The sequence below is a fragment of the Nocardiopsis oceanisediminis genome (assembly GCF_048595525.1).
GTDB classification, from domain to species: domain Bacteria; phylum Actinomycetota; class Actinomycetes; order Streptosporangiales; family Streptosporangiaceae; genus Nocardiopsis_A; species Nocardiopsis_A oceanisediminis.
In genome coordinates, this window is record NZ_JAFMZJ010000001.1 from 6,359,387 (window position 1) to 6,385,776 (window position 26,390).

Annotated in this window: 18 protein-coding genes; 3 read left to right on the plus strand and 15 right to left on the minus strand. The window is 75.5% G+C overall.

Features of this window, described 5'->3' with window-relative positions; all coding sequences use genetic code 11:
• Nucleotides 1-33 precede the first annotated feature (33 nt).
• From galE to J0910_RS27705, 3 genes are all read right to left on the minus strand, one after another.
• Nucleotides 34-1,047 carry a UDP-glucose 4-epimerase GalE gene (galE, locus tag J0910_RS27695; protein ID WP_420162109.1) on the minus strand — a complete coding sequence of 338 codons (1,014 nt, stop codon included), beginning with the start codon at nucleotides 1,045-1,047 and terminating at the stop codon, nucleotides 34-36.
• Between the two features lie 356 nt (nucleotides 1,048-1,403).
• The gene (locus tag J0910_RS27700; protein WP_420162110.1) at nucleotides 1,404-3,944 is read right to left on the minus strand and encodes a polynucleotide kinase-phosphatase; all 2,541 of its coding nucleotides are present in this window, start codon (nucleotides 3,942-3,944) and stop codon (nucleotides 1,404-1,406) included.
• Nucleotides 3,945-3,994: 50 nt separating this feature from the next.
• A complete protein-coding gene (locus tag J0910_RS27705) occupies nucleotides 3,995-5,437 on the minus strand; it encodes a 3' terminal RNA ribose 2'-O-methyltransferase Hen1 (RefSeq protein WP_420161467.1) in 1,443 nt (480 codons plus the stop codon).
• Between the two features lie 115 nt (nucleotides 5,438-5,552).
• On the opposite strand from J0910_RS27705, the gene J0910_RS27710 reads away from it, so the two are divergent.
• Nucleotides 5,553-6,503 (plus strand): NADP-dependent oxidoreductase, encoded by a 951-nt coding sequence (locus J0910_RS27710; RefSeq protein WP_420161468.1) that lies wholly within the window; start codon nucleotides 5,553-5,555, stop codon nucleotides 6,501-6,503.
• A 92-nt stretch (nucleotides 6,504-6,595) separates the two neighbouring features.
• Here J0910_RS27710 and J0910_RS27715 read toward each other — a convergent pair whose 3' ends face one another.
• The 8 genes from J0910_RS27715 to groES all read right to left on the minus strand — a co-directional run bounded on the left by J0910_RS27715 (nucleotide 6,596) and on the right by groES (nucleotide 17,932).
• Entirely contained in the window at nucleotides 6,596-8,821 is a 2,226-nt protein-coding gene (locus tag J0910_RS27715) for a glycosyltransferase (protein WP_420161469.1), read from the minus strand.
• Between the two features lie 543 nt (nucleotides 8,822-9,364).
• Nucleotides 9,365-11,098, minus strand: coding sequence for a glycerol-3-phosphate dehydrogenase/oxidase (locus tag J0910_RS27720; RefSeq protein WP_420161470.1), 1,734 nt, complete (start codon nucleotides 11,096-11,098; stop codon nucleotides 9,365-9,367).
• 92 nt (nucleotides 11,099-11,190) lie between these two features.
• Nucleotides 11,191-12,024, minus strand: coding sequence for a lytic transglycosylase domain-containing protein (locus tag J0910_RS27725; RefSeq protein WP_420161471.1), 834 nt, complete (start codon nucleotides 12,022-12,024; stop codon nucleotides 11,191-11,193).
• Between the two features lie 150 nt (nucleotides 12,025-12,174).
• Complete coding sequence (locus J0910_RS27730; protein WP_420162111.1) at nucleotides 12,175-13,281, minus strand: GuaB3 family IMP dehydrogenase-related protein; 1,107 nt, start codon at nucleotides 13,279-13,281, stop codon at nucleotides 12,175-12,177.
• A 122-nt stretch (nucleotides 13,282-13,403) separates the two neighbouring features.
• A complete protein-coding gene (gene guaB / locus J0910_RS27735) occupies nucleotides 13,404-14,897 on the minus strand; it encodes an IMP dehydrogenase (protein WP_420161472.1) in 1,494 nt (497 codons plus the stop codon).
• A 209-nt stretch (nucleotides 14,898-15,106) separates the two neighbouring features.
• Entirely contained in the window at nucleotides 15,107-15,727 is a 621-nt protein-coding gene (locus tag J0910_RS27740; RefSeq protein ID WP_420161473.1) for a sigma-70 family RNA polymerase sigma factor, read from the minus strand.
• Between the two features lie 154 nt (nucleotides 15,728-15,881).
• Entirely contained in the window at nucleotides 15,882-17,498 is a 1,617-nt protein-coding gene (groL, locus tag J0910_RS27745) for a chaperonin GroEL (RefSeq protein WP_420161474.1), read from the minus strand.
• Between the two features lie 122 nt (nucleotides 17,499-17,620).
• A complete protein-coding gene (gene groES / locus J0910_RS27750; RefSeq protein ID WP_184392486.1) occupies nucleotides 17,621-17,932 on the minus strand; it encodes a co-chaperone GroES in 312 nt (103 codons plus the stop codon).
• 191 nt (nucleotides 17,933-18,123) lie between these two features.
• Here groES and J0910_RS27755 point away from each other — a divergent pair, with 191 nt between their 5' ends.
• The gene (locus tag J0910_RS27755; RefSeq protein WP_420161475.1) at nucleotides 18,124-19,392 is read left to right on the plus strand and encodes a THUMP-like domain-containing protein; all 1,269 of its coding nucleotides are present in this window, start codon (nucleotides 18,124-18,126) and stop codon (nucleotides 19,390-19,392) included.
• Nucleotides 19,393-19,789: 397 nt separating this feature from the next.
• Nucleotides 19,790-22,165, plus strand: coding sequence for a coiled-coil domain-containing protein (locus tag J0910_RS27760; RefSeq protein WP_420161476.1), 2,376 nt, complete (start codon nucleotides 19,790-19,792; stop codon nucleotides 22,163-22,165).
• A gap of 1,193 nt (nucleotides 22,166-23,358) precedes the next feature.
• Here the strand turns inward: J0910_RS27760 and tsaD are convergent.
• From tsaD to tsaE, 4 genes are all read right to left on the minus strand, one after another.
• A complete protein-coding gene (gene tsaD / locus J0910_RS27765) occupies nucleotides 23,359-24,399 on the minus strand; it encodes a tRNA (adenosine(37)-N6)-threonylcarbamoyltransferase complex transferase subunit TsaD (protein ID WP_420161477.1) in 1,041 nt (346 codons plus the stop codon).
• 205 nt (nucleotides 24,400-24,604) lie between these two features.
• Nucleotides 24,605-25,099, minus strand: a complete 495-nt coding sequence (gene rimI, locus J0910_RS27770; RefSeq protein WP_420161478.1) for a ribosomal protein S18-alanine N-acetyltransferase — start codon at nucleotides 25,097-25,099, stop codon at nucleotides 24,605-24,607.
• The gene (gene tsaB, locus J0910_RS27775) at nucleotides 25,087-25,773 is read right to left on the minus strand and encodes a tRNA (adenosine(37)-N6)-threonylcarbamoyltransferase complex dimerization subunit type 1 TsaB (RefSeq protein ID WP_420161479.1); all 687 of its coding nucleotides are present in this window, start codon (nucleotides 25,771-25,773) and stop codon (nucleotides 25,087-25,089) included. Before tsaB ends, rimI begins: the two co-directional genes overlap by 13 nt.
• An 11-nt stretch (nucleotides 25,774-25,784) precedes the next feature.
• Nucleotides 25,785-26,258 carry a tRNA (adenosine(37)-N6)-threonylcarbamoyltransferase complex ATPase subunit type 1 TsaE gene (tsaE, locus tag J0910_RS27780; RefSeq protein ID WP_420161480.1) on the minus strand — a complete coding sequence of 158 codons (474 nt, stop codon included), beginning with the start codon at nucleotides 26,256-26,258 and terminating at the stop codon, nucleotides 25,785-25,787.
• Nucleotides 26,259-26,390: the final 132 nt, after the last annotated feature.

Below are 26,390 nucleotides of genomic sequence, written 5' to 3' on the forward strand. Positions count from 1 at the left end.
GCGGAGCACCGGGCCGGCGCCCCCGGCGGCGCCCTATTCGGGGTAGCCGTCCGGGTTGGCGGTCTGCCAGCGCCACGCGTCGGCGCAGGCCTCGGCGATGTCCCGCTCGGTCTTGAAGCCGAGGTCGCGCAGGGCCGCGGAGGGGTCGGCGTAGCAGGACGCGATGTCGCCGGGGCGCCGGGCGGCCACGCTGTAGGGCACCCGGGCGCCGGTGGCCTCCTCGAACGCGCGGATCGCCTCCAGCACCGAGGTGCCCCGGCCGGTGCCGAGGTTGTAGACCCGGCGGCCGGGCGCGTCGCCGAGGTGCTCCAGCGCGGCCAGGTGCCCCCGGGCCAGGTCCACGATGTGCAGGTAGTCGCGGACCCCGGTGCCGTCGGGGGTGGGGTAGTCGTCGCCGAAGACCTTCAGCTCCTCGCGGCGGCCGGCGGCGGCCTGGGCGATGAACGGGAACAGGTTGGCCGGCACGCCCTTGGGGTCCTCGCCGATCAGGCCGCTGGGGTGCGCGCCGATCGGGTTGAAGTAGCGCAGCGACACCACGTGCCAGCGCGGGTCCGCGGCGGCGAGGTCGGCCAGGATCTGCTCGGCGAAGAGCTTGGTGGCGCCGTAGGGGTTGGTCACCGACAGCGGCATGTCCTCGGTGATCGGCACGGTGGCCGGGTCGCCGTAGACGGTGGCCGAGGAGCTGAATACCATCCGCCGGACACCGTGGTCCTCCATCGCCTCGCAGAGCGCCATCAGCGCGGAGAGGTTGGTGCGGTAGTAGAGCAGCGGGCGCTCGGTGGACTCGCCGACCGCCTTGAGGCCGGCGCAGTGCACCACCGCGTCGATCCGGTGCTCGGTGAAGATCCGGTCCAGCAGCGCCCGGTCGGCGCAGTCCCCGGTGTAGAAGGGGATCTCGGTGCCGGTGATGCGCTCCACCCGGCGGACCGCCTCGGCGCGGCTGTTGTACAGCGCGTCGAGCAGCACCACGCCGTGCCCGGCTCCGGCCAGCTCGACGGCGGTGTGCGTGCCGATGTAGCCGGCGCCCCCGGTCAGCAGAACGTTCACAGCCACGGCCCTCCGAGCCCCTCGCATCCCCGCGCTCCCCGCGGGCGCCCCCAAGGATATGCGCCGCCACCGGGGACCGGTCCGCGGACGCCCCTCCCCGGCCTGGGCGCTTCCCCGCCGGACGCAGCCCCCGCCCCGCGGGCCCGCCCCGGCCCGGGTTCCCGCCTCCGCCGGCGTACGCGTCCCGGCCGGCTCCCGTCCGGCCGCTCGGGCCGGGCGGGAGCGGGCGGGAGCCGGCCCCTCGGTCCGGCGGGGTCCCGTCCTCCCGTCCTCCCGTCCGGCGGGGAGGCGCCGCACGCTCCCGCACCGCGTCCGGGCCCGCGGGGCGGTCCGCCGCTTCCCGGGCCGGGCGGCGGTCAGAGCCGGGGGTCGACCGGTTCGGACTCCAGGGCCAGGGTGGCGAAGACCGGCTGGTGCACCCGCCAGAGCGGTTCGGCGCGGGCGTGCCGCGCCAGGGCCTCCAGGCCGAGCTTGTGCTCCCGGATCGCCAGACCGGACTTGCGGCCCAGGCGCCGGTCGCGGAGCCGCTCCATCCGCTCCGGGCGCAGGTAGTCCGGCCCGTAGATGATGCGCAGGTAGTCCGGGCCGCGCACCTTCAGGCCGGGCTGGGCCAGCCCCTCGGCGCCCTCGGCCGCGGCCCCGGCCAGCGGCTTGACCACCATGCCCTCGCCGCCCGCGCCGACCAGCGACTCCCACCACCGCTCCGCGGCGGCCGCCGACTCCTCCTCGCCGGTCTCCACCACCAGGTAGCGGGTGGTGCGCACCAGCGGGCAGTGCTCGGCGAGCCGCTCGGCGACCTGCATGTGCCACAGGTGGTCGCGGTCGGTGAACGCGGCGCCCTCCGCGGCCAGCACCGCGAACGGCGCGTAGCGGAGCCCGGCGGAGCCCTCCACCGGCCAGGTATAGCGCCGGTAGACCGCGCTGAACTCCTCGATGTCCCTGCCGGCCGCGGCGGTCCGGTCGGACAGCGCGGAGACGTCCAGGCCGCGTCCGGCCGCGGCCGCCAGGGCGTCCGCGGCCGCCGGCAGCGCGGCGCGGGCCGCCGCGCCGACCGAGGCGTACTGCTCCCGGATCAGCCCTTCGGCCTTGGCCGACCAGGGCAGCATCTCGCCGTCCAGCGCGATCCAGTCGGTGTCCAGCCGCTCCCACAGCCCGGCTGCGCCGATGCCCTCGCGCAGCTCGGCCAGGACCTCGGCCTCGGTGGCCGGGTCGCGGAAGAACGGCCGGCCGGTCCGGGTGTAGACCGCGCCGAGCGAGCCCGGCGCGAACCGGCGCTCGGCCGCGGCCCCGTCCCGGCAGACCACGGCCACCGCCCGCGAGCCCATGTGCTTCTCCTGGCAGACCACCCGGTCCACGCCGGCCGACCGGTAGGCCTCGAAGGCCTCCCGCGGCCGCTCCAGCAGCTCCGGGTCGGCCGAGGTCGGCGCGGGCGCCATGGTCGGCGGCAGGTAGAGCAGCCAGCGCGGGTCGGCGGCGAACCGGCTCATCGCCTCCAGCGCGGCCAGGGTGTTCTCCTGGGGCACCCGGACCGGGCCGTGCCCGGTGTCGACGATGCCGCCGGGCAGCATCCCGGACTCGAACTCGACCGCGTTGACGTCGGCGGCGTCGATCACGCCGGGCTCGCGCTCGGCCGGCGCCTCCTCCTCCAGCGGCCGGGTCGGCTCGTACCAGGTGCGGTGCGCGGCGACGTCGACCAGCTCGCGCTCGGGGTAGCGCAGCGCGGTGAGCCGCCCGCCGAACACGCACCCGGTGTCCAGGCAGATGGTGTTGTTGACCCACTCGGCCTTGGCGGTGGGCACGTGCCCGTAGACCACCGCGGCCCTGCCCCGGTACTCCTGCGCCCAGGGCAGCCGGACCGGCAGCCCGTACTCGTCGGTCTCGCCGGTGGTCTCCCCGTACAGCGCGAAGGAGCGGACCCGCCCGGAGGCGCGGCCGTGGTACTCCTCCTTGAGGCCGGCGTGCGCGACGACCAGCCGGCCGCCGTCCAGCACGTAGTGCGCGACCAGGCCGTCGCAGAACTCCAGGGCGCGGGCGGTGAACTCCTCGCCCGCCTCCTCCAGCTGCTCCAGCGATTCGGCCAGCCCGTGCGCGACCGTCACCTTGCGCCCCCTGAGCGCCCGGACCAGCTTGCTCTCGTGGTTGCCGGAGACGCACAGCGCGTCGCCGTCGCCGATCATGCCCATCGCCAGGCGGAGCACCCCGGGGGTGTCCGGGCCGCGGTCGACCAGGTCGCCGACGAACACGGCGGTGCGCCCCTCGGGGTGGTGCGCGCCGACGGCCCGCCCGGCCCCGTCCCGGCGGATCCGGTAGCCCAGCGCGGCGAGGAGCTCCTCCAGTTCGGCGCGGCAGCCGTGCACGTCGCCGATGATGTCGAACGGGCCGGTCAGCTCCCTCTTGTCGTTCCAGGACTTCTCCCGGACCACGGTGGCCGCGTCGATCTCCTGCTCGGTGCGGAGCACGTGCACCTTGCGGAAGCCCTCCTTGCCCATCCGCTTGAGGTGCCGGCGGAGGTCGCGGCGCTGCCGGGGGACCACGTGCGGGCGGAGCGAGCGGTCGGTGCGCGCGGCGTTGCGGGACCGGGCGACGCCCTCCGGCACGTCCAGCACGATGGCGACGCACGGCACGTCGTTCTCCTTGGCCAGGCGGACCAGGCCGGCCCGGGCCGAGGGCTGCACGTTGGTCGCGTCGGCCACGGTGAGCAGGCCCCGCTTGAGCCGCTTGGCGACGATGTAGTGGAGCAGGTCGAAGGCGTCGGCGGTGGCGGACTGGTCGTTCTCGTCGTCGCCGACGGCCGCCCGGCAGAAGTCGGAGGAGACCACCTGGGAGGGGCGGAAGTGCCGGGCGGCGAAGGTGGACTTGCCCGACCCGGAGACCCCGACCAGCAGCACCAGCGCCATCTCGGGCACGGCGATCCCGGGCGCGCCGTCCGCGGCCGCGTCTGCTGCGCTCACTTGGTGAACACCCCCATCTGGGTCGGCGCGCCGGTCCGCTCGTCCTCGCGGCCCACCGGCAGGTACCGGACCCGGTAGCCGTACTCCCCGGCGACCCGCTCCGCCCATGCGGCGAACTCGGCCCGGGTCCATTCGAAGCGGTGGTCGGAGTGGCGCATCCCGCCCTCCGGCAGCCCTTCGTAGTGCACGTTGTACTCGGCGTTGGGCGTGGTGACGACCACGGCCGCCGGGGCGGCGGAGCCGAACACCACCCGCTCCAGCGCGCCCAGCCGGCCCTCGTCGACGTGCTCGACGACCTCCATCAGCACCACCGCGTCGTGGCCGGCGAACCGCTCGTCCCGGTAGACCGCGGAGCCGGGGAACAGCCGCAGGCGGCGCCGGGCGGGTTCGGGCAGCTGGTCGGTGCGGAGCCGGCGGCGGGCCCGCTGCACGTTGAGGGCCGAGGCGTCGGCGCCGGTGACCCGCTCGAAGAAGGTGTCGCCGAGCATCCGGGCGACCAGGGTGCCGGTGCCGCAGCCCAGGTCGAGCACGCGGCGGGCGCCTTCGGCCCTGAGCACGTCCAGTACCGCGGCGGCGCGCTGCGCGGCCAGCGGCGGCTCCCGGTCGGCCCTGCCCTCCGCCGGCGCGGGGCCGGAGCCGGTGCGGGCGGGCGCCCGCTCCTCGTTGGCCGGGTCGTCGGCCTCCTCCGGCTCCGCGGCCTCCTCGGCGGCGGCCAGCCGCGCGGTGGCCTCCCGCACCAGGGTGCGGCGGCGGGCCAGGTAGCGGCCGGTGATCCGGTTGCGCAGCGGGTGGGTGGGGAGCCAGCCCTCCGCCGCGCGCAGCAGCTTGTCCACCTCGTCGGCGGCGACCCAGTAGTGCTTGGCGCCGTCCATCACCGGCAGCAGCACGTAGACGTGGCTGAGCGCGTCGGCCAGCCGCAGCTCACCGGTGAGGGTGAGGTCCAGGTAGCGGGAGTCGCCCCAGTCGGGCAGCTCGGGGTCGAGCGGCACCGGTTCGGCGCGGACCGTCCAGCCCAGCGGCTCGAACAGGGCGCGGGCCTCCTCGGGGCCGCGCCGGCAGGGCACCGCGGGCAGGTGCAGCTCCAGCGGCAGCGCGGTTCCGGGCAGCTCGGGCCGGGCCGCGCAGCGCCCCTTGAGCGCGGTGCGGAACACGTCGCCGACGGCCACCGCGAAGAGCGACGCCGCCGCGTAGGGGCGGTCGTTGACGTAGGAGGCCAGGGCGAAGTCCGGGCTGTCGACCGTGCCGCGGGCGCGGAGCAGGGCCTGCGGGTCGGTCTCCAGCAGCAGCGCGGCGGTGCACCGGTCCTCTTCCGCCTCCGGGTAGAAGACGTGCGCCGTACCGAAGGACTGGCCGAAGCTCTGCACCTTGTCCGGGTGCTTGTGCAGCAGGAACCCGAGGTCCGTCGCCGGCCGGTGTCGGGAGGTGATGGTCATCAGCACACCGCCGAGTGTCCCGCACCCGTTGTCCGGACCGCGACGGGTTTTCGGATTGCCGCCCCTTATGCCGGGGGAGAAACCCCACGTCGGATGCGTGATCAGGTGGGGGGACCGTCCGATGCGTGCCATCGCCGTCGCCGAGTTCGGCGCAGCGCCCGAACTCATGGATCTACCCGTTCCCGAGCCCGGCCCCGGAGAGTTCCTGGTGCATCTGCGGGCGGCCGGGGTCAACCCGTTCGACTGGAAGGTCGCCGAGGGCATCCTCGGCGGCGTGGTCCAGCACGGATTCCCGCTCATCCTCGGCAACGACGGCGCCGGAACGGTGCACGCCGTCGGGGAGGGCGTCACCGGCTTCCACCCGGGGCAGAAGGTCTACGGCCAGTTCATGCGGCTGCCGCTGGGCCTGGGCAGCTACTCCGAGTACGCGCTGGCCACCGCGGAGGACGCGGTCGCGCCGATGCCGGAGGGGATGCTGTTCACCGGCGCGGCGGCGGTGCCCACCGCGACCATGGCCGCGTTCGGCCTGGTCGAGGCGGCCAAGGTGGACGCCGGCCAGTGCGTGCTGGTGGTGGGCGCCACCGGCGGGGTGGGCCAGTCCGCGGTGCAGTTCGCCGCGGACCGGGGCGCCCGGGTGATCGCGACCGCCGCCGACCCGCAGGACCAGGCGTGGATGCGCCGGCTGGGGGCCGAGGACGTCGTCGACCACACCGCGGGGCCGGTGGCCGAGCTCCTGCTGGAGGGGCATCCGGAGGGCGTGCACACCGTGCTGGACCTGGTGGACGACGCCGCGGGGGTGGCGCGGATCCTGCCCGCGGTGCACCGGCCCGGGGGCACGGTCGCCAGCACCCAGGGCGTGCTGGACACCGCGGACCTGGCCCGGCGCGGCATCACCGGGATCAACTTCCGCAGCCGCGGCAGCGCGGCGCTGCTGCGCACCCTGGCCGACCTGCTCGCCGCGGACCGGCTGCACGTGCACATCGACCACGAGGCCGACCTGGCGGACGCCCCGTCGGCGCTGCAGCGGATCCGGGCCGGCCGCGCCCGGGGCAAGACGGTCCTGCGCATCTGACCGGCCCGGCGGCGGGGCGGAGCCGTCCGGGACGCGCGCCGCCTCCCCGGCGGGCGGGCCGCTCGGCCGGTGCCAGGGCGGGGCCGGCGGGGTCAGGGCAGCGCCTCCGGGCCGGCGGTGAACAGCGGTTCGGCCGGGCCGCCGGCGTCCAGCGCGAACGGGCGCCCGGAGGTGGTCCCGGCGAACGGCAGCGACTCCAGCAGCGCCGGGTCCACGTCGACCGGGCGCTCCTCCGAGGCTCCGTCCACGGCCAGGACCAGCGAGAGCGCGTACCGCCCGTCGGCGGGCGCCGTGTCGGGGGCGGTGGGCAGCACCGCGGAGAACCCGTCGCCGTCGGCGGCCACCGGGACGGTGCTGCGCTCGCCGGTGGCGGTTTCGGTGAGCACCAGCTCGGCGGCGCTCTCGGGGGCGGCGAACGGCCCGGAGACGCGGAGCTCGCCCTCCTTCCACTCGGCCCCGGAGATGAGCGGGCGCTCCACCCCGGTGCGGAGCAGCGCCCAGCCGGGCCCGTCCGGTTCCAGGCCGACGGTGCGGTCCTCGGCGACCCGGGCCCGACCGCCGACGTCCTCGCCCTCCAAGGCCACCCGGTACTCCACCCGGGCGCCGTCCGCCACGTGCACGTCCCACAGCTCGGAGGCGGTGGGGCCGCCCGCCGCGGAGCGGCGGGCGCCGAACCCGTCGAGCAGCAGCTCGGCCGGGACCCGCGCGGTGAACAGGCCCGGGGCCAGGTCCCGCTCCATCTCGACCTCGTGGAACACGTCGCCGGGGCGGCGGGTGAGGCGGAGCACGGCGCTCCCCGGCACGTCCGGGGCGGCGGTGCCGGTCAGCTCCAGCACGGTCCCGGCGCCCTCGCCGGTGAAGCCGCTGCCGGTGATCCGCACCCGGGGCGTGTCGACCACCAGGCGCAGCCCGTCCTCGCCGCGCCACTCCGGGCGGATCCACACGCCCGGCTCGGCCTCGTGCGGTTCGGGCCGGGACGCGGCGCCCGGGTCCGGCCAGGCCAGGGTGGCCCGGCGGGTGGTGCCGCGGTTGACCGCCCACAGCTCCACGGTCCACTCCCCCGGCCGCCACACGTCGTTGGCCTGCAGGTCGCGGGGGTCGATGCTGAGCTCGTAGCCGCCCCAGTCGCGGCGGGTGGTCACCGCGCCGCGGGGCAGCTCGAAGGCGTTGGCCTTGCGCGGCCGGATCCGCACCCGCGCCTTGGCGCCGGTGCCGGGGTTGACCGCGCGGGCCCTCAGGTACTGGCGGAACCGGCTGTCCGGCGGGAGGAAGCCCATGTGCAGCCGGCCGGAGACCACCAGCCGCCCGCCCTCCCAGCGCACCGACTCGGCCCGCTGCTGCACGTCGATCTCGCCGGTGAGCCGGTAGATCGCCTGCGGCACCTCGGCCAGCGGGTCGTCCAGGAACGGGTAGTCGACGTACCAGCGGGTGCCGTGCCGGACCGCCAGCGCGTCGGCGTGCAGCCCCTCCGGGCCGGCCTCCCGCTCGAAGGCGAGGACCCGGAGCAGCTCGTCGTGCATGTGCCTGCGGACCAGGTACCACTTGAGCCGGTCGATCACCGGGAGCCGCTGGAAGACCCGGGGGTCGACGGTGTCGATGTAGGAGTTGGCGATCTCGGTGAAGGCGCGCCGGGACGCCTCGTCGGCCTCCTCGGTGCGGCGCAGCGCGTCGGCCAGGTCGGCGGAGAGCGCCTGGGCGTCCCAGGCGGCGCGCGCCTCCGCGCCCGCGATCTCGGCGACCGCCGACGCGACCGCGCGGACCAGGGCGAACAGCTCCTCGGGGGCGGTGGCGGAGCCGGCCGCGGCGGGGTCGGGGCCGAGCAGCAGCGGCTCGTCCAGCACGTCGACCGCGGAGGCGAGGAAGTGCGCGGGCACCACCACCCGCATGTCGCCGTGGGCGACCCCCTCGGGGAAGGAGAGGCCGGCCGTCTCCCAGAAGGAGCGGCGCCACATCCGGCCGGCGGCGGAGCGGTCGGCCAGCAGCGCCGGCCGCTCGGTGACGTGGGTGCCGCGCACCGGGCCGGCGGTGGAGCCGGGCGGGGCGGCGGTGGCGAAGTCCGATCCGGAGGCGCGCAGCCCTTCGGCCATCGCGCCGAAGGCGTAGGGCGGCACCCGCTCCCCGGCGTCCAGGAAGACCAGGAACTCGCCGACGGCGCGGCGGGCGCCCTCGTTCCGCGCGGCGCCGATCCCGGCCGAGGAGTCCGCCACGACGGCCTCCACCCCGCCCAGGGTCTGCGCCTCGATCGAGGCCAGGCACTCCTTGAGCCGCCGGTCCCGTTCGCCCTCGCCCGCGGACACCACTGCGCTGACTACGACCACCGATCGACCCCCGCCCCCGGAGCGCGGCAGGACCGCGCCGCTGAACGTCGGGACCAGGCTAGGACGGGGGCATGCGGGTCTTACCTCGACACACGGCAAAATGCCGACAAAAACCGTGCTCGCTCCGGGTCAGCGGCCCCGCACGCGCACCGTCCTTCGGCGGCCCGGAAGGGGGCGGGGAAGGGCCCGGCGGACCGGCGGGCGGGCACCGGTGGCCGGGGAGGCGCGGGCCGGCCTCAGCGCGGCCCGCGCCGGAGCAGCTGAGCGGCGGAGGGGCCGGGCCCCGGGCCGACTCGGCCTTCGCGGGCGGCGCCGGGCCGAGGAGCCGGGAGTCGGCCCTCCCTCCCGCAGGGAGCGGTACACCGCCGCCGGAGCGCCGGACCGGCACCGGCACCGGCAGGCGGTGAGCAGGTCCGGGAAGCGCGGGCCGGCCTCACAGCGCGGCCCCTCGCACCGGAGCCGCCGGAGGCTCCCGGGCGGCGGGGGCGGTGTCTTCTCCCGGGGGCGGGGCGGCGGCGCCGGGGGCCGCCGCCCCGCGCGGGGTCAGGAGGAGGCGGCCACCCGGGCGCCGCCGTCCTCGGGGACGATCTCCGGGGCGCCGTGCTGGACCGCGTCGGCCTCCTGGTCGGTGTCCTGCTCCTGGGCGGCCCGCTCGGCCTCCATCCGCTTGCGGTAGTACTCGACCTCCCGCTGCATCTGGGCGTCGTCCCAGCCGAGCGGCCCGGCCATCAGGCGGGCGGCCTCCTCCGCGGCGGCGATGCCGCGGTCCCAGGTCTCCATGAACACCCGGGTGCGGCGGGTCAGCACGTCGTCCAGGTGCCGGGCGCCCTCGTAGCGGGCCGCGTAGACCACCTCGGCGCGCAGGTAGTCGTCGGCGCCGGCGAGCGGCTCCTTGAGCCCGGGGTCCTCCTCCATCAGGGCGAGGACCTCGGTGATCAGCGAGCCGTACCGGCGCAGCAGGTGCGCCACCCGGGAGGGGTGCAGGTCGGCCCTGCGGGCGATGCCGCGCCGCTGGTTCCACAGCGCGGCGTAGCCGTCCGCGCCGACCAGCGGGAGCCTGTCGGTGACCGACGGCGGGACCCGGCCGTCCAGCCCGTGCACGACCGCGTCCACCGCGTCCTTGGCCATGACGCGGTAGGTGGTGTACTTGCCTCCGGCGATCAGCACCAGGCCGGGGACCGGGTGCGCCACGGTGTGCTCCCGGGAGAGCTTGGAGGTCTCGTCGGACTCGCCGGACAGCAGCGGGCGCAGGCCGGCGTAGACGCCCTCGACGTCGTCCCGGGTGAGCGGGACCCGCAGCACCCGGTTGACGTGGTCGAGGATGTAGTCGATGTCGCTGCGGCTGGCCGCGGGGTGCGCCTTGTCCAGGTCCCAGGAGGTGTCGGTGGTGCCGATGATCCAGTGCCGGCCCCACGGGATGACGAACAGCACGCTCTTCTCGGTGCGCAGGATCATGCCCGAGGAGGCCTGGATCCGGTCGCGCGGGACGACCAGGTGGATGCCCTTGGAGGCGCGGACGTGGATCTGGCCGCGGCCGCCGACCATCTCCTGGATGTCGTCGGTCCAGACCCCGGCGGCGTTGACCACCTGCTTGGCCCGGATCTCCAGCTCCTCGCCGTTCTCCAGGTCGACCGCGCGCACCCCGGTGACGTGCTCGCCCTCGCGCAGGAAGCCGTCCGCCCGCACCCGGGAGGCGATCTTCGCGCCGTAGGAGGCGGCGGTGCGCAGCACGGTCAGTACATAGCGGGCGTCGTCGACCTGGGCGTCCCAGTACTGCACGGCCCCGACGAAGGCGTCCCGGCGCAGCGCGGGGAAGACCCGCAGCGCACCGGTCCGGGTCAGGTGCCGGTGGTTGGGCAGCCCGCGCGAGGTGCCCATGGTGACCGACAGGGTGTCGTACAGGGCCACGCCGGCGCCGATGTAGGGGCGCTCCCAGTGCTTGGTGAAGGGGAACAGGAAGGGCACCGGCCGCACCAGGTGCGGGGCGATCCGCTGGAGCAGCAGGCCGCGCTCGGTGAGCGCCTCGCGGACCAGTTCGAAGTCGAGCTGCTCCAGGTAGCGCAGCCCGCCGTGGATCAGCTTGCTGGACCTGCTGGAGGTGCCCGAGGCGAAGTCCCGGGCTTCGATCAGGCCCACCGAGAGCCCGCGCGACACCGCGTCCAGCGCGACGCCGGCCCCGACGATCCCGCCCCCGACGACCAGGACGTCGAATTCACCGTCCTTCATCTGGTCGAGCGCGCCGGCCCGCTCCTCAGGTCCCATCCGTGCTGCCGTCATCCTCACGCCTCTCTCCCGGCAGGCGGTTCTTTCCACGCCCGGACCACCAGGCTAACGCTCTCATTCCGGACAGTCGGAGTGACACGGCGCGTTCAGGGTGTGACGGTCGTCCGGCTGCCGGTGGCGTAGGTGTGCGCGTTGTCCATGACGTCGGCGACGTAGGCGTCGGAGCGGTTGTAGGAGAGCACCGCCTCCCGCCAGTCGGCGGGGTCGGTCAGGTCGCGGCCGTCGGCGCACAGGTAGCGGGCGGCGGCCAGGGCGGCGTCGTCCAGGCTGTGCGGGTCGGCGGCGCCGTCGCCGTTGCCGTCGGCGCCCCACTGCTCCCAGGTGGAGGGGATGAACTGCATCGGGCCGACGGCGCGGTCCCAGCGGGCGTCCCCGTCGTGCTCGCCGCCGTCGGTGTCGGGGATGGCCGCGGTCCCGCCGGTCCCGTCCAGCGGGATGCCGATGATGTCGCCGGTGGTGCGGCCGTCCGGGCCGACCCCGCCGCCGTCCAGGGTGCCGTGCCGCGACTCCACCGCGCCGATGCCGGCCAGGGTGGGCCAGGAGACGCCGCACTCCGGGAGCTCCTCGGTGAGCGCCAGCTGCGCGGCGGCGTAGGAGAGCAGGGCGCGCTCGGGGAGGCCGGCCGCCTCGGCGGTCCGGGCCAGCCAGTCGCCGCTGGGCTCGTCCCGGGCCGGGCCGGGGCGGTCGTCGGCGGACTCCCCGGGCTCCGGGGATCCCTCCGGCGCGGCGGAGGCCCCCGGGGCGGCCTTCCGGGGAGCGGTGTCGATCGGCACGTCGGCGGCGCCCGGCGGGATGACCGCGGGTTCACCGCCCGCGCCTCCGGACCCCTGTCCGGCCAGCAGCACCGCCGCGGCGCCCAGGCCCGCCGCCGCGCCGACCGCCGACACGAGCGCGACCCCAGCCGCGACCACCGGTTTCACCCCTGTGCACCCTTCCCTCGGACCATCCGTCGGCAAACGCGGGGCAAACCTACTGGAAGGCCGGCGGCCGCTGCCAGGGGTCCCCCGGAAACGGCGGAGGGCGCCCCGCGGTCTGCGGGGCGCCCTCGGGCCGTTCCGGGCCGGTCCGGATCAGCGGTGCGGGTTGACCACGACCTCCACCCGCTGGAACTCCTTGAGGTCGGAGTAGCCGGAGGTGGCCATGGTCCGGCGCAGCGCGCCCATCAGGTTCATCGAGCCGTCGCTGGAGGAGGCGGGGCCGTGCAGGATGGCGCTGAGGTCGCCGATGGTGCCGACCTCCACCCGCTCGCCGCGGGGCAGCTCGCCGTGGTGCGCCTCGCTGCCCCAGTGGTAGCCGCCGCCGGGCGCCTCGGCCGCGCGGGCCAGCGGGGAGCCGACCATGACCGCGTCGGCTCCGCAGGCCAGGGCCTTGGCGATGTCGCCGCTGCCGGTCATCCCGCCGTCCGCGATGACGTGCACGTAGCGGCCGCCGGACTCGTCCAGGTAGTCCCGGCGGGCCGCGGCGACGTCGCCGACGGCGCTGGCCATCGGCACCGCGACGCCCAGCACGGAGCGGGTGGTGTGCCCCGAACCGCCGCCGAAGCCGACCAGGACGCCGGCCGCACCGGTGCGCATCAGGTGCAGGGCGGCGGTGTAGGTGGCGCAGCCGCCGACCACGACCGGGACGTCCAGGTCGTAGATGAACTGCTTGAGGTTGAGCGGCTCGGCCCGGCCGGAGACGTGCTCGGCGGAGACGGTGGTGCCGCGGATCACGAAGATGTCCACCCCGGCGTCGAGCACCGCCTTGTGGTACTGGGCGGTGCGCTGCGGCGACAGCCGGGCCGCGGTGACCACGCCGGCCTCGCGGATCTCCTCGATCCGGCGGCCGATCAGCTCCTCCTTGATCGGCGCGGCGTAGATCTCCTGCAGCCGCGCAGTGGCCGCGGAGTCGCCCAGCTCGCGGATCTCGGCGAGCAGCGGCTCCGGGTCCTCGTAGCGGGTCCACAGCCCTTCGAGGTCGAGCACGCCCAGTCCGCCCTGGCGGCCGATGGCGACCACCGTCTCCGGCGAGGCGACGCTGTCCATGGGGCTGGCGACCAGCGGCGTCTCGAACCGGTAGGCGTCGATCTGCCAGGCGAGCGACACCTCCTCGGGGTCGCGGGTGCGCCGGGCCGGCACGATCCCGATCTCGTCGAGCTCGTAGGCCCGGCGCCCGTTCTTGCCCAGCCCGATCTCCACCTGAGCCAACGCTTCGATCCCCTCTTACGTGCATGGCGGGCGGCGGGCGCCGCCCGCGGCGAGTGTATCCGCCGGGGCCGGGGGCGCCGCGCGGCCGTCCCGGGCCGCGCGGCGCGCCGCGGCTACTTGCGGCCGCTGTAGTTCGGCGCCTCGACGGTCATCTGGATGTCGTGCGGGTGGCTCTCCTTCAGGCCGGCCGGGGTGATCTGCATCAGCCGGCCCTTCTCCCGCAGCTCGTCGACGGTGCGCGCGCCGGCGTACCACATCGACTGGCGCAGCCCGCCGACCAGCTGGTGGGCGACGGCCTGCAGCGGGCCGCGGTAGGGCACCTGGCCCTCGATGCCCTCCGGGATGAGCTTCTCCTCGGTGGTGACCTCGGCCTGGGAGTAGCGGTCCTTGGAGAACGAGCGGCCGCGCATCGCGCCGAGCGAGCCCATGCCGCGGTAGCTCTTGTACTGCTTGCCGTTGATGAAGATCAGCTCGCCGGGGCTCTCCTCGACGCCGGCCAGCAGGCTGCCGAGCATCACGGCACCGGCGCCGGCCACCACGGCCTTGGCGATGTCGCCGGAGTGCTGCAGGCCGCCGTCGGCGATGACCGGGACGCCGGCCGGACCGGCCGCCTTGGCCGCCTCCATCACCGCGGTCAGCTGCGGGGCGCCCACCCCGGCCACCACCCGGGTGGTGCAGATGGAGCCCGGGCCGACGCCGACCTTGACCGCGTCCGCGCCGGCGTCGATCAGCGCCTGGGCGCCGTCCCGGGTGGCGATGTTGCCGCCGACGATGTCGACCTTGGTGTTGGACCGGAGCTTGGCGATCATCTCCAGCACGCCGGCCGAGTGGCCGTGCGCGGTGTCCACCACCAGGAAGTCCACCCCGGCCTCGACCAGGAGCCGGGCCCGCTCCTCGGAGTCGGCGCCGACGCCGACCGCGGCGCCGACGACCAGCCGGCCGTCGGCGTCCTTGGTGGCGTCGGGGAACTGCTCGCTCTTGATGAAGTCCTTGACCGTGATCAGGCCGCGGAGCCTGCCGTCCGCGTCGACCAGCGGGAGCTTCTCCACCTTGTTCTCCCGCAGCAGGCGCAGGGCCTCCTCGCGGGCGACCCCGACCGGAGCGGTGACCAGCGGCATCGGCGTCATGACGTCGCGCACCCGGCGGCTGTGGTCCACCTCGAACCGCATGTCGCGGTTGGTGACGATGCCGACCAGGCGGCCGTCGGCGTCGGTGACCGGGGCGCCGGAGATCCGGTAGTGGGCGCTGAGCCGCTCGACGTCGGCCAGGGTGTCGTCAGGGCCGCAGGTGACCGGGTCGGTCACCATGCCCGCCTCGGACCGCTTGACCAGGTCGACCTGGGCGGCCTGGTCCTCGGCGGAGAGGTTGCGGTGCAGTACGCCGGCGCCGCCCTGGCGCGCCATGGCGACGGCGGTGCGCGCCTCGGTCACGGTGTCCATCGCGGCCGAGAGCAGCGGGATGCGCAGCTCGATGTTGCGGGAGAGCCGCGTCCCGGTGTCCGCCTCCCCCGGCTGCAGATCCGAATAGGCCGGTACGAGCAGGACATCGTCGTAGGTCAGGCCGGGCGGCAGGACCTTGCCGCCCTCCCCCGTGTAAAGCTGCGTCATAACAATCCCGATCCACTCGCGCGTGTCCCCCCATCCTAGGTGCCTGACCACCGGGTTCACGCCCCGCTCCGGCGGCCTGCGGACGAGGATCACACGGCGGTGGCGGGGGCGGCGCGGCCGGTCACAGCGCGCAGTGCCGCCCGGGGCGGATCCGGGAGGGGCGGCGGCAGCCGCGGGGGCCGGGCCTGCGGGGGGCGTGGCCGGGCCGCTCAGAAGAGCCGGTTCGCCACGGCCACATGCCGAAGCCGAGCAAGAGCTCGGTGCTGGGCAACCCGTACCGCACCGGGCGACATTCCAAGTACATGTCCCGTTTCATCTGCAGAGAGTCCCGCAATCACGCGCATCACGAGCAGCCGCCGCTGCTGCTCTGGTAGTTCGGTGAGCAGGGCGCGCGCCCGCTCCGCTTCGACGCTGCGGACGGCGGCCTCCTCCGGTCCGGGCCCGTCGTCGGGCCGGTCCGGCACCGTATCGGTCGGCAGGTCCGCCCGGGTGCACGCGCGCAGCGCGTCGGCGACCTTGTGCGCGGCGATGCCGAACACGAAGGCGGCGAAGGGGCGGCCCAGGTCCTCGTAGCGCGGCAGGGCGGCGAGCAGCGCGATGCACACCTCTTGGGCGACGTCGTCGGAGTACTGGCCGTAGTACTGGCCGTAGGAGGAGGCGCGGGAGAGCCTGGCCCTGCAGTAGCGGACGACCATCGGGCGGACCTCGCGGATGAGCGAGTCCGCCGCGCCGTGGTCGCCCTGGACCGCCAGAGAGGTCAGCTGATGCAGTTCCGCGTCGTCCGCCGCCTCTCTGACCAGCGTCCCCCCGGCGGCGCGTTGATCCGTCACGCCTCGAATCATGCCCCGCCCCCGGCACCTGTACGTCACGTACCCCGGCTACAGAATGATCACATTCGACGGAAATGCCGGGTAAAGCATGCGTGCCCCGGGCCGGAACCCGGGGCACGCATGATAATGCACGTCGGCGCGGAAGCCGCCGGGATCAGTGCCCGTGGCCGTGCCCGTGGCCGGCCTCGGCGCCTTCCTCCTCCTCCGGCTTGTCCACGACCAGGGCCTCGGTCGTGAGCAGCATGCCGGCGATGGAGGCGGCGTTCTGCACCGCGGAGCGGGTGACCTTGACCGGGTCGATGATGCCCTGCGCCATCAGGTCGCCGTACTCGCCGGTGGCGGCGTTGAAGCCGTGCCCGACCTCCAGCTCCGCGGTCTTGTAGGTGACCACGTAGCCCTCGGCGCCGGCGTTCACCGCGATCCAGCGGGCCGGCTCGACCAGCGCGTTGCGCACGATGGAGACGCCGGTCGCCTCGTCGCCGGAGAGGCCCAGGTCGTCCAGGGCCGACGCGGCGTGCACCAGCGAGGCGCCGCCGCCGGCGATGATGCCCTCCTCGATCGCGGCGCGGGTGGCCGAGATCGCGTCCTCCAGGCGGTGCTTCTTCTCCTTGAGCTCGACCTCGGTGGCCGCGCCGACGCGCAGCACCGAGACGCCGCCGGCCAGCTTGGCCAGGCGCTCCTGGAGCTTCTCGCGGTCCCAGTCGGAGTCGCTGGCCTCGATCTCCTTGCGGATCTGGCGGATGCGGTCCTCGACCTCGGACTGCTCGCCGGCACCGTCGACGACCGTGGTGTCGTCCTTGGTGATGGTGACCCGGCGGGCCGAGCCGAGCACGTCGATCTCGGCGTTCTCCAGGCTGAGGCCGACCTCCTCGGCGATGACCTGGCCGCCGGTGAGGGTCGCGATGTCCTGCAGCATGGCCTTGCGGCGCTCGCCGAAGCCGGGCGCCTTGACCGCGGCGACGTTGAGCGCGCCGCGGATCTTGTTCAGCACCAGGGCGCCGAGGGCGTCGCCCTCGATGTCCTCGGCGATGATCAGCAGCGGCTTCTTCTGCTGGACGATCTTCTCCAGCAGCGGGAGGAGCTCGTTCAGGCTGGAGATCTTGCTCTGGTGGATCAGGATGAGGGCGTCCTCCAGGACGGCCTCCTGGCGGTCGCCGTCGGTGACGAAGTACGGCGAGACGTAGCCCTTGTCGAACTGCATGCCCTCGGTGAACTCGAGGGCGAGCCCCATGGTGGGGGACTCCTCGACGGTGATCACGCCGTCCTTGCCGACCTTGTCGAAGGCCTCCGCGATCAGGTCGCCGATCTGGGCGTCCTGGGCGGAGTTGGTGGCGACGTAGGCGATGTCGGCGCGCTCGCCGACCTCGCGGGCGCGGTCCAGCAGCGCCTCGGAGACCTTCTCCGCGGCCGCGTCGATGCCCTTCTTCAGCGACATCGGGGAGGCGCCCGCGGCGACGCTGCGCAGGCCCTCGCGGACCAGCGCCTGGGCCAGCACGGTGGCGGTGGTGGTGCCGTCGCCGGCGGCGTCGTTGGTCTTGGTGGCGACCTCCTTGACCAGCTGGGCGCCGAGGTCCTCGTAGGGGTCCTCCAGCTCCACCTCGCGGGCCACGGTGACGCCGTCGTTGGTGATGGTCGGAGCGCCGAACTTCTTGTCGATGACGACGTTGCGGCCGCGCGGGCCGAGCGTCACCTTCACCGCGTCGGCGAGGCGGTCGACGCCGCGCTCCAGCGAACGGCGCGCGTCGTCCTCGAACTCCAGGATCTTCGCCATGGCTTCGGGTTTCCCCAATCAGTGCAAGTACGTGGCCGGCGGTCGGCCGGTGAAGAGGAACGCCCCGGCCGGCATCGAGCCGGCCGGGGCGGTGTCACGGGGTGACGGACAGGACGGGAGTCCTACTTCTCGACGACCGCGAGCAGGTCGCGGGCGGAGAGCACGAGGTACTCCTCGTTGTCGTACTTGACCTCGGTGCCGCCGTACTTGCTGTACAGAACGACGTCGCCGACCTTGACATCCAGCGGGATGCGCTTGTCGCCGTCCTCGTCCCAGCGGCCCGGGCCCACGGCCAGGACCTCGCCCTCCTGGGGCTTCTCCTTGGCGGTGTCCGGGATGACCAGGCCGGAGGCGGTGGTCTGCTCGGCCTCGAGCGTCTTGACGACGACGCGGTCCTCAAGCGGCTTCAGGACGGTCTTGGTGGCGGTCGACACGGTTGTGACCTCCCCCTTCAGGTTCGATGATGCAGAACGGCATTCTTGTCAAAAGGGGCGACCACGGCGGCCTGCCGTCGCGGGTGCCAGACCGGCCTCGTCGCGGTTAGCACTCTACCTTCGAGAGTGCCAGTACCGAACACTAGCCCGGCTGCCCGGGTGCGTCAAACAACAGGTCACAGGGGGAAGACTTGCCGGAAAGCGAACCGGTCACGGCCTTTTCGAGCCTGCTCACACCGGCTGGGAGGAGGCTGCTGGAACAGGTCTGCGCACTGCCGGAGGGCGATCCGCTGGCCGCGGCGACCCGGGCCCGCGCCGCCGCGGAGGAGGCCGCCGCGGCCGGGCCCGGCGGCCTGGGGGCGCCGCCCGCCGACGCGGCGGCCGCCGCGCTCTCCCAGGCCCGGCTGCGCGCCCGGGCCCGGGCCAAGTTCGGCGAGCGCGCCGCGCGGATGTTCTTCACCCCGGGCGGACTGGAGCAGGCGACCCGCATCGAGGCCGCCCGGTACCGGGCCGCCGGGTTCGCCGCCGCGCTGCCGGCCGGCACCGAGGTCGCCGACCTGTGCTGCGGCATCGGCGCCGACACCCTGGCCCTGGCCGAGGCCGGAATGCGGGTGCGCGCGGTGGACGCCGACCCGCTCACCGCCGCGGTCGCCGCGGCCAACATCGAGGCGCTGGGGCTGGCCGACCGGGCCCGGGCGGAGGCCGGCACCACCGGGCCGGGCTCGGTCCCGCCCGGTCGGTACGGCGCGGTCTTCTGCGACCCGGCCCGGCGCGGCGCGCGCGGCCGGGTGTTCGACCCGGACGCCTACTCCCCGCCCTGGGGCGTGGTCGAGGAGCTGGCCCGGGCCGCCCCGGCCGCCTGCGTGAAGGCCGCGCCGGGCATCCCGCACGAGCGGATCGGCGGCGCCCGCGCGGAGTGGGTGTCGGTGGACGGCGAGGTGAAGGAGGCGGCGCTGTGGTTCGGGGCGCTGGCCGACGGCCCGGCGCGGCGGGCCGTGCTGCTCCGCTCCGGCTCGGCGGAGCCGCCGGCGGTGCTGGACGGCGGGGCCGAGGAGCGCCCGGCCCCGGTCGGCGGGGTCCGGCGCTACCTCTACGAGCCGGACGGCGCGGTGGTCCGGTCGCACCTGGTCGCCGAGGCGGCCGAGCCGCTCGACGGGGTCCTGCTGGACCCGCGGATCGCCTACATCGCCTCCGACCGGCTGGTGGACACCCCGTTCTGCTCCGCCTACGAGGTGCACGAGGCGATGCCGTTCTCGCTCAAGCGGCTGCGCGCCGCGGTGCGCGCGCGGAGGGCCGGGACCGTAACGATTAAGAAACGCGGTTCGGCCGTCGACGTCGAACGGCTCCGCCGCGATCTGCGCCCCTCGGGCCCGGAATCGGTGGTCGTCGTGCTCACCCGGATCGGCGAGCGCCCGTTCTCCCTGCTGTGTTCCGAGGTCAGCGCCACCCAAAGAACATAAAGAACATTTCGCCGGTTTTCCCGGGGGAGGGTTACCGGCGCGTTTTCCGAACGGGCTTCGGCCGCGCGGAGCCCGTTACCGGAAAGCGATCTTCCGGACTCGCCCGAAGTCGCCGTTGATCTTGTCGTTAAACTGGCCCCGCTGAATCCCGCTCCCTTTCCGCGGATTCGCCCTGCGGCGACCATCGGGGCTGCCGCCCCGGCGCCGGACGACCGGGCCCTCCCCTATCCACCGCCCTCACTCGACGCGCACACCCCCTGTCGGACCGTGAGGGCCTCATGGGCCCCCGACGCCGGCACGGCCCTCCCGCACCTGCCGCCGGATTTTCCGACTTCCCTCCGAACCCCCCGCGCGACTCCCGTCCGCACGGGGGCGCCCGAGCATAAGGAGCACCTCGGTGGACAAGACCGCTAACGACTTCCTCAACGGAGGAGGTCAGACCGGGATCTCCGACCGCATGCGCGACCTGCTCTCCAGAGCCGCCCAGGAGCAGGTCTCCGAGCAGAAATCCCAGGGCGCAGTGACCGAGGAGATGCGCCAGCGCCTGGAGGGCATGGAGTGGCTCCTGCGCGAGATGCGCGAACGCGAGTTCACCGCGCTCTCCGAGTCGATCGCCGCGGTGCAGGGCCGCGTCGACGACCTCACCTCGCGGGCCCCGGAGTGGGCCGAGACCCTCGCCGAGCACATCGAGATGGTCGGCCAGCGGGTCAAGCCGCTCTCCGAGATCCCCGCGCTCCGCTCCGACGTCCGCGGCGTCTCCGACCACGTGACCACCGCCCTGGACCGGATCCGGGCGCTCACCGAGGCCGGCACCCGCACCCACTCCCGGCTGGAGGGCGTCGCCGGCCACCTGGAGCGCCTCTCCACCGCCTCGGAGGAGCGCTTCGAGGCCCTCGGCGCCCGCCTGGACACCCTGGAGTCCACCGTCCAGGAGACGCTGGCCGGGCTGGGCGAGGCGCTGGAGCGCCGGGACGGCGCGTCCTCCGCCGCCGACGCCGAGCGGCACGAGGTGCTCAGCACCGCGGTCGCCGAGGGCCGGGCCGCCCTGGAGCAGGCCGTCGCCGAGGGCCGCACCGCCCTCGCCGAGACCCTGCGCGAGCAGCAGGAGGCGCTGGCCGCGCTGGCCGCCGCCGAGGAGGAGCGGCACACCGCCCTCACCGGTGCCGTCGCCGAGGGCCGGACCGCCGTGGAGCAGGCCGTCGCCGAGGGCCGCACCGAGCTGGCCGAGGCCCTTCGCGAGCAGGGCCGCGAGCAGCAGGAGGCCCTCACCGGCCTCGGCACCGCCGGAGAGGAGCGGCACACCGCCCTCACCGGGACCCTGCAGGAGCAGCGGGAGGCGCTGGCAGCGCTGGCCGCCGCCGAGGAGGAGCGGCACACCGCCCTCACCGGCACCGCGGCCGAGGACCGCGGCGCGCTGGAGCAGGCCGTCGCCGACGGCCGCGCCGCCCTCGCCGAGGCCCTCCGCGAGCAGCAGGAGGCCATCGCCGGCCTCGGCACCGCCGAGGAGGAGCGGCACGCCGCGCTCAGCGCCGCGGTCGCCGAGGGCCGGGCCGCCCTGGAGAAGGCGGCCGAGGACGGCCGCGGCTCTCTGGCCGAGAGCCTGCGCGAGCAGCAGGAGGCGCTGGCCGCGCTGAGCGCCGCCGAAGAGGAGCGGCACACCGCGGCCGCGGCGCGGGCCGCCGAGGACCGCGAGGCCCTCACCGCCGAGCTCGGCCGCGCGCTGACCCGGCTGACCACCCAGGCCGACGAGAACCACGCCGAGGCCGCCGCGGCGGTCGCCGACGCCACCGCCGCCGTCGCCAAGCTCTCCGGGGACACCGAGGCCCGCCTGGGCGACCTGCGCGGGCACCTCCGCGACCGCCTCGCCGAGCTGTACGAGCAGCTCGAGCTGAGCCGCTCCGAGCTGCGCGAGCGGGACGACCGGCAGCGCGAGGACCTCGCCGCCCGGCTGGAGGAGACCGCCGCCGCGCTGCGCTCCGCCGCCGACGGGGACCGGGCCGCGGCCGCCGCGGACCTGGCCGCCCTGCGCACCGCCCTGGACCAGGCCGTCACCGGCCTGGAGGAGAAGGGCGAGGCCCGGAGCGCCGCGCTGACCGCGCTCTACGAGGAGCACCGCGCGTCGGTGGAGGAGCGCATCGAGGCGCACCTGACCGCCGTCACCGGCCGGTTCGAGCACGGCCTGGGCCGGCTCAGCGACCGCTTCGACGGCTTCGAGGGCCACTTCGACGGCGGCTTCGACGGCCTCACCGGCCGCCTGGACGGCCTGGACGGCCGGCTCACCGGCGTCGAGGGCAAGTTCGAGGGCGTGCACGGCCAGCTGGACGGCGTCGACGGCCAGCTCGACGGGGTCGACGGCCGCCTGGAGGCGGTGGACGACCGGCTGGAGGCGGTCAACCAGCGCCTCGCCCAGCTGCCCGCCTCGCTGGAGGTGGCCGAGCTGCACCGGCGCCTCACCGAGCTGGTCGAGCGCCCGGTCGTCGCCGACCACGGCGACAAGCTGGACGCGCTGGAGGAGCGGCTCGGCGGAGCGCTCAAGCCCCTGGCCGAGCTGGACCCGCGCACCAAGGAGATCGCCAAGGAGATCCAGGGCCGCCCGGACCGGCACGAGCTGGAGGAGGCGCTCACCGAGGCGGTGGAGACCTCCCACGACGACATCACCAAGCGCCTCGCCTCGCTGGAGGAGACGATGCTCGCCCTGGCCGAGGCGCTGCTCCGGCCGAACCGGGACGGCAAGAAGAAGCGCCGCCGCGACGACGACGAGGACGACGAGTAACCCGCCGGTCCCACCGGCGTCCGAGGGCCGCTCCCGCACAGGGGCGGCCCTCGCCCATGTCCGGGCGCGGCGCCCCACGGGGTAAGGGTTCAGGCCGGCGGCGACGGCACAAGCAGGGCCGGGGCCGGGCGTCTCGGCCGGGTACGGCGTCTCGCGGAGTCAAGGCCCAGACGGGCGGCGACGGCGGGAAGGGGCACCGGCCGGTCGGTCGGGTGCGGCGCCCCACGGGGTAAGGGTTCAGGCCAGCGGCGACGGCACAGGCAGGGCCGGGGCGGGGCGTCTCGGCCGGGCGCGGCGTCTCGCGGAGTCAAGGCCCAGACGGGCGGCGACGGCGGGAAGGGGCACCGGCCGGTCGGTCGGGTGCGGCAGGGCGGGCCGGGGCGGCCAGATCACCGCGCCCGCGCCGCCGCGGCGCCGAGGCCGGCCGCCCCGGAAACCGCCACCCTCGCCCTGACCTGCATGAATACGCACGGTGATGGTGCTGGGGGGCGCCCTGCGTACCGCGAGAGCACCCCGGTGATTCCGGGGCGCGCATCCCGGGCCGGATCGGCCCGTTCGAGGCCCGGGCGGCCCCGATCAGGCCGGTGATCGGGGGTTGGAGCCGCCTGGAAGGCCGGGAAGCGGGGGGCCGGAATCCGGGGAGGGGCGACACGGGGGCGGTATGTCGCTTTCGTCCTCCCAAGGGACCCTGCTTTCGCCACTCTGGGTAATCGGCGAGGGGGTGGGGTGGTCCTCAGGGGTTACTACTCGCTGGTAGATGTAGTTCGGGGTGCCGCGCAGGTGCGCAGGGCGCGCCCGCCCCGCCCGGCCCCCGCCGGTGACCCGGCATATCGGGCATGGCCCCCTGGGCGGCGCGGGCGGGCCCGGCCCCGCCACCGGGGCGCCGCTTCCTCCCTCCGGGAGTGCGGGCCGGGCCGGCTAACGCGGTGCCCACCCCGCTCCCGCCCTCGCTGCCCGCTTGAACCACGGCCCCGTGGGGCGCCGCGCCCGGCCGAGACGCCCGGCCCCGGTCCTACCTCTGCCGTCGCCGCCGGTCTGAACCCCGACCCCGTGGGGCGCCGCGCCCGGCCGAGACGCCCCGCCCCGGCCCTACCTCTGCCGTCGCCGCTGGCCTGAACCCCCACCCTGTGGGGCGCCGCACCCGACCGGCCGGACTCTCGTTCCTCTTCGTTCCGCCGGTGCTCGCCGGTGCGCTACGGCGCCAGCGGGACGCTCACCGGGAGGGAGGTGTCGGTGGCCAGGTCCAGCCGGGACGGCGGGAGGCCGGCGGCGACCACCTCGGCGCCGAGGGCGGCGATCATCGCGCCGTTGTCGGTGCACAGTTTGGGGCGGGGCACCCGCAGGGTGATGCCGGCCGCGGCGCAGCGCTCCTCGGCCAGCGCGCGCAGCCGGGAGTTGGCCGCCACGCCGCCGCTGATCACCAGGTGCTCCACGCCGTGCTCGCGGCAGGCGTCCACCGCCTTGCGGGTGAGCACGTCCACCACCGACTCCTGGAAGCCCGCGGCGATGTCGGCGACCGGGATCGCCTCCCCCGAGCGGCCGGCGTTCTCGACCCAGCGGGCCACCGCCGTCTTCAACCCGGAGAAGGAGAAGTCGAAGGTGCCGTCCCCCCACTTGCCGCGCGGGAAGCGGATCGCCTTCGGGTCGCCCTCGCGCGCGGCCCGGTCGATCGGCGGGCCGCCCGGGTAGGGCAGGTCCAGCAGCCGGGCGACCTTGTCGTAGGCCTCGCCGGCGGCGTCGTCCACCGTGTCGCCCAGCGAGCGCACGTCGGTGGCCAGGTCGTTGACGAGCAGCAGCGAGGTGTGGCCGCCGGAGACCAGCAGCGCGACCGCGGGCTTGGGCAGCGGGCCGTGCTCCAGCTGGTCCACCGCGACGTGGCCGACCAGGTGGTTGACCCCGTAGAGCGGGACCCCCAGCGCCATCGCGTAGGCCTTGGCCGCGGAGACGCCCACCAGCAGCGCGCCGGCCAGGCCGGGGCCGGCGGTGACCGCGATCGCGTCCACGTCGGAGGCCTTCACCTCGGCGGCGTCCAGCGCGCGGCGCACCGTGGGGACCATCGCCTCCAGGTGCGCGCGGCTGGCGACCTCCGGGACGACGCCGCCGAACCGGGCGTGCTCGGCCACGCTGGAGGCCACGTCCTCGCCGAGCAGCTCGCAGCCGCGGACCAGGCCGACGCCGGTCTCGTCGCACGAGGTCTCGATGCCCATGATCAGGGGGAGGTCGGTACGGCTCATCGTGTTCCTCCGGAAAGGGTCCCGGCGGCGCCGGCCGCCCCCGCCGGAGCGGGGGTCGTGCCGGCCCGTCCGCCGGGGAGCGTGCTGGTCCCTCCGCCGGGGAGCGGCGGGCGGGCCTCCGGGGCCGCCGCGCGGGCGGCGGGCCGGGAGGCGGGGGCGCCGCCGCGCGGGGCGCGGCGCCCGGTGGTCCGGGCGGGGGCGGCGGTCACCGGATCCGCTCCTCCCCCGCGCGCTCGGCCACGGTGGCGGAGCGGCGCATCACGATCGCGTCGGCGTCCCGGTAGTACCGGCGGCGCATCCCGATCTCCTCGAAGCCGAACCGGCGGTACAGCTCCCTGGCGCGCGGGTTGTCCGAGCGGACCTCCAGGAACATCTCGGTGGCACCGCGGTCCAGGGCCTCGCCGAGCAGCCGGGTGAGCAGCGCGGCGCCGATGCCGCGGCCCTGGGCGTCGGTGCGCACCGCGATGGTCTGCACGTCGCCCTCGGGCGGGACCGAGCGCAGCCCGGCGTAGCCGATGACGGTCTCCGGGGCGCCGGGCTCCACCGCGACGTAGTACCGGCGGGTCGGCTCGGCCAGCTCGGAGCGGAGCATCTGCTCGCTCCAGGCGTCCTTGGGGAACAGCGCCCGCTCCAGCTCCATCACCGGGGCGACGTCGGCCTCGGCCATCGGGCGGATCCGGGCGGGTCTCACGCCTTCCACTGCCGCACCTTCTTCGGGGCGCCGGGCTCCACCGCGTCCGGGCGCCGCAGGTACACCGGCCGGGGCGCGGGGAGCTCCTCGCCGGCCAGCAGCCGGCGGGCGGCGAGCTCTCCGAGGGCGGCGGCGGTGGGGTGCAGCGGGGCGGCCGACTCCTCGTCGGCGCCGAGCAGCCCGCCGTAGAGCGCGGCGCCGTGGCCGATCACCGGCAGGCCGCCGGTGTCCAGCTCGGCCGGGCGGTCCACCGCGATGTCGCCGACGCGGGTCGCGGCGTCGGCGTAGCGGGCCCAGAACACCTCCTTGCGGCGGGCGTCGGTGGCCGCGATGAACGGCGTGGTCCGCCCGGAGGCGAACGCCAGCGCGTCCAGGGTGGCCACCCCCACGCACTCGATGCCCAGCGCGTCGGCCAGGGAGAGCGCGGTGGTCAGGCCCACCCGCAGGCCGGTGTAGGGGCCGGGGCCGATGCCCACCGCGATGTGGGTGAGGTCGGACAGGGCCGCTCCGGCCCGGTCGACGACGTCGGCGATGCCGGGGGCGAGCAGCTCGCCGTGGCGCCGGGCGTCCACCGAGGCGGTGCTCGCGGCGACGGCGACGGAGTCGGGGGCCCCCGCGTCGGGGGCGGTGCAGACCGCGGCGGTCACGGCCGGGGTCGCGGTGTCGAAAGCCAGGAGAAGCACGGTCGTCCAGCCTACAGCCGCAGATCGGCCCAGCGGGGGCCGAATCCGGTGAAGAGCAGTGCGCGGGTGTCGTCGGGGCGCCGCTCCAGGGCGACCTCCAGGCGCTCTTCGGAGAGCTCCTCGGCCAGGCCCTCGCCCCACTCCACGACGGTGACCGAGTCCGCGAGGGTCGCGTCCAGGTCGATGTCGTCGAGCTCGGCGGCGTCGCCGAGCCGGTAGGCGTCCACGTGCACCAGCGCCGGGCCGTCGCCCAGCGGGGGGTGGATGCGGGAGATCACGAAGGTCGGCGAGGTGATCGGGCCGCGCACCTTGAGGCCCTCGGCGATCCCCTGGGTGAGGGTGGTCTTCCCGGCCCCCAGCGGCCCGGACATGATGAGCAGGTCGCCGGGGGCGAGCCGGGCGGCGAGGCGGGCACCGAGGGCGCGCATCGCCCCGTCGGTGGCGGCCTCGGCGCGCACCGTGGTGGTTCGCACTGTGTCGGTCATCGCCTTCTCAGCTCGGACGGGATCCGGGGGACGGGCTCCAGGGTAGTCGGAGTTCGGGGCGCCCGAGGTCAGCACGGTGATCTTGACGTCGCGGGGGGATCAGAGCGCTCTGATGCCCCCGCGACGCCAAGA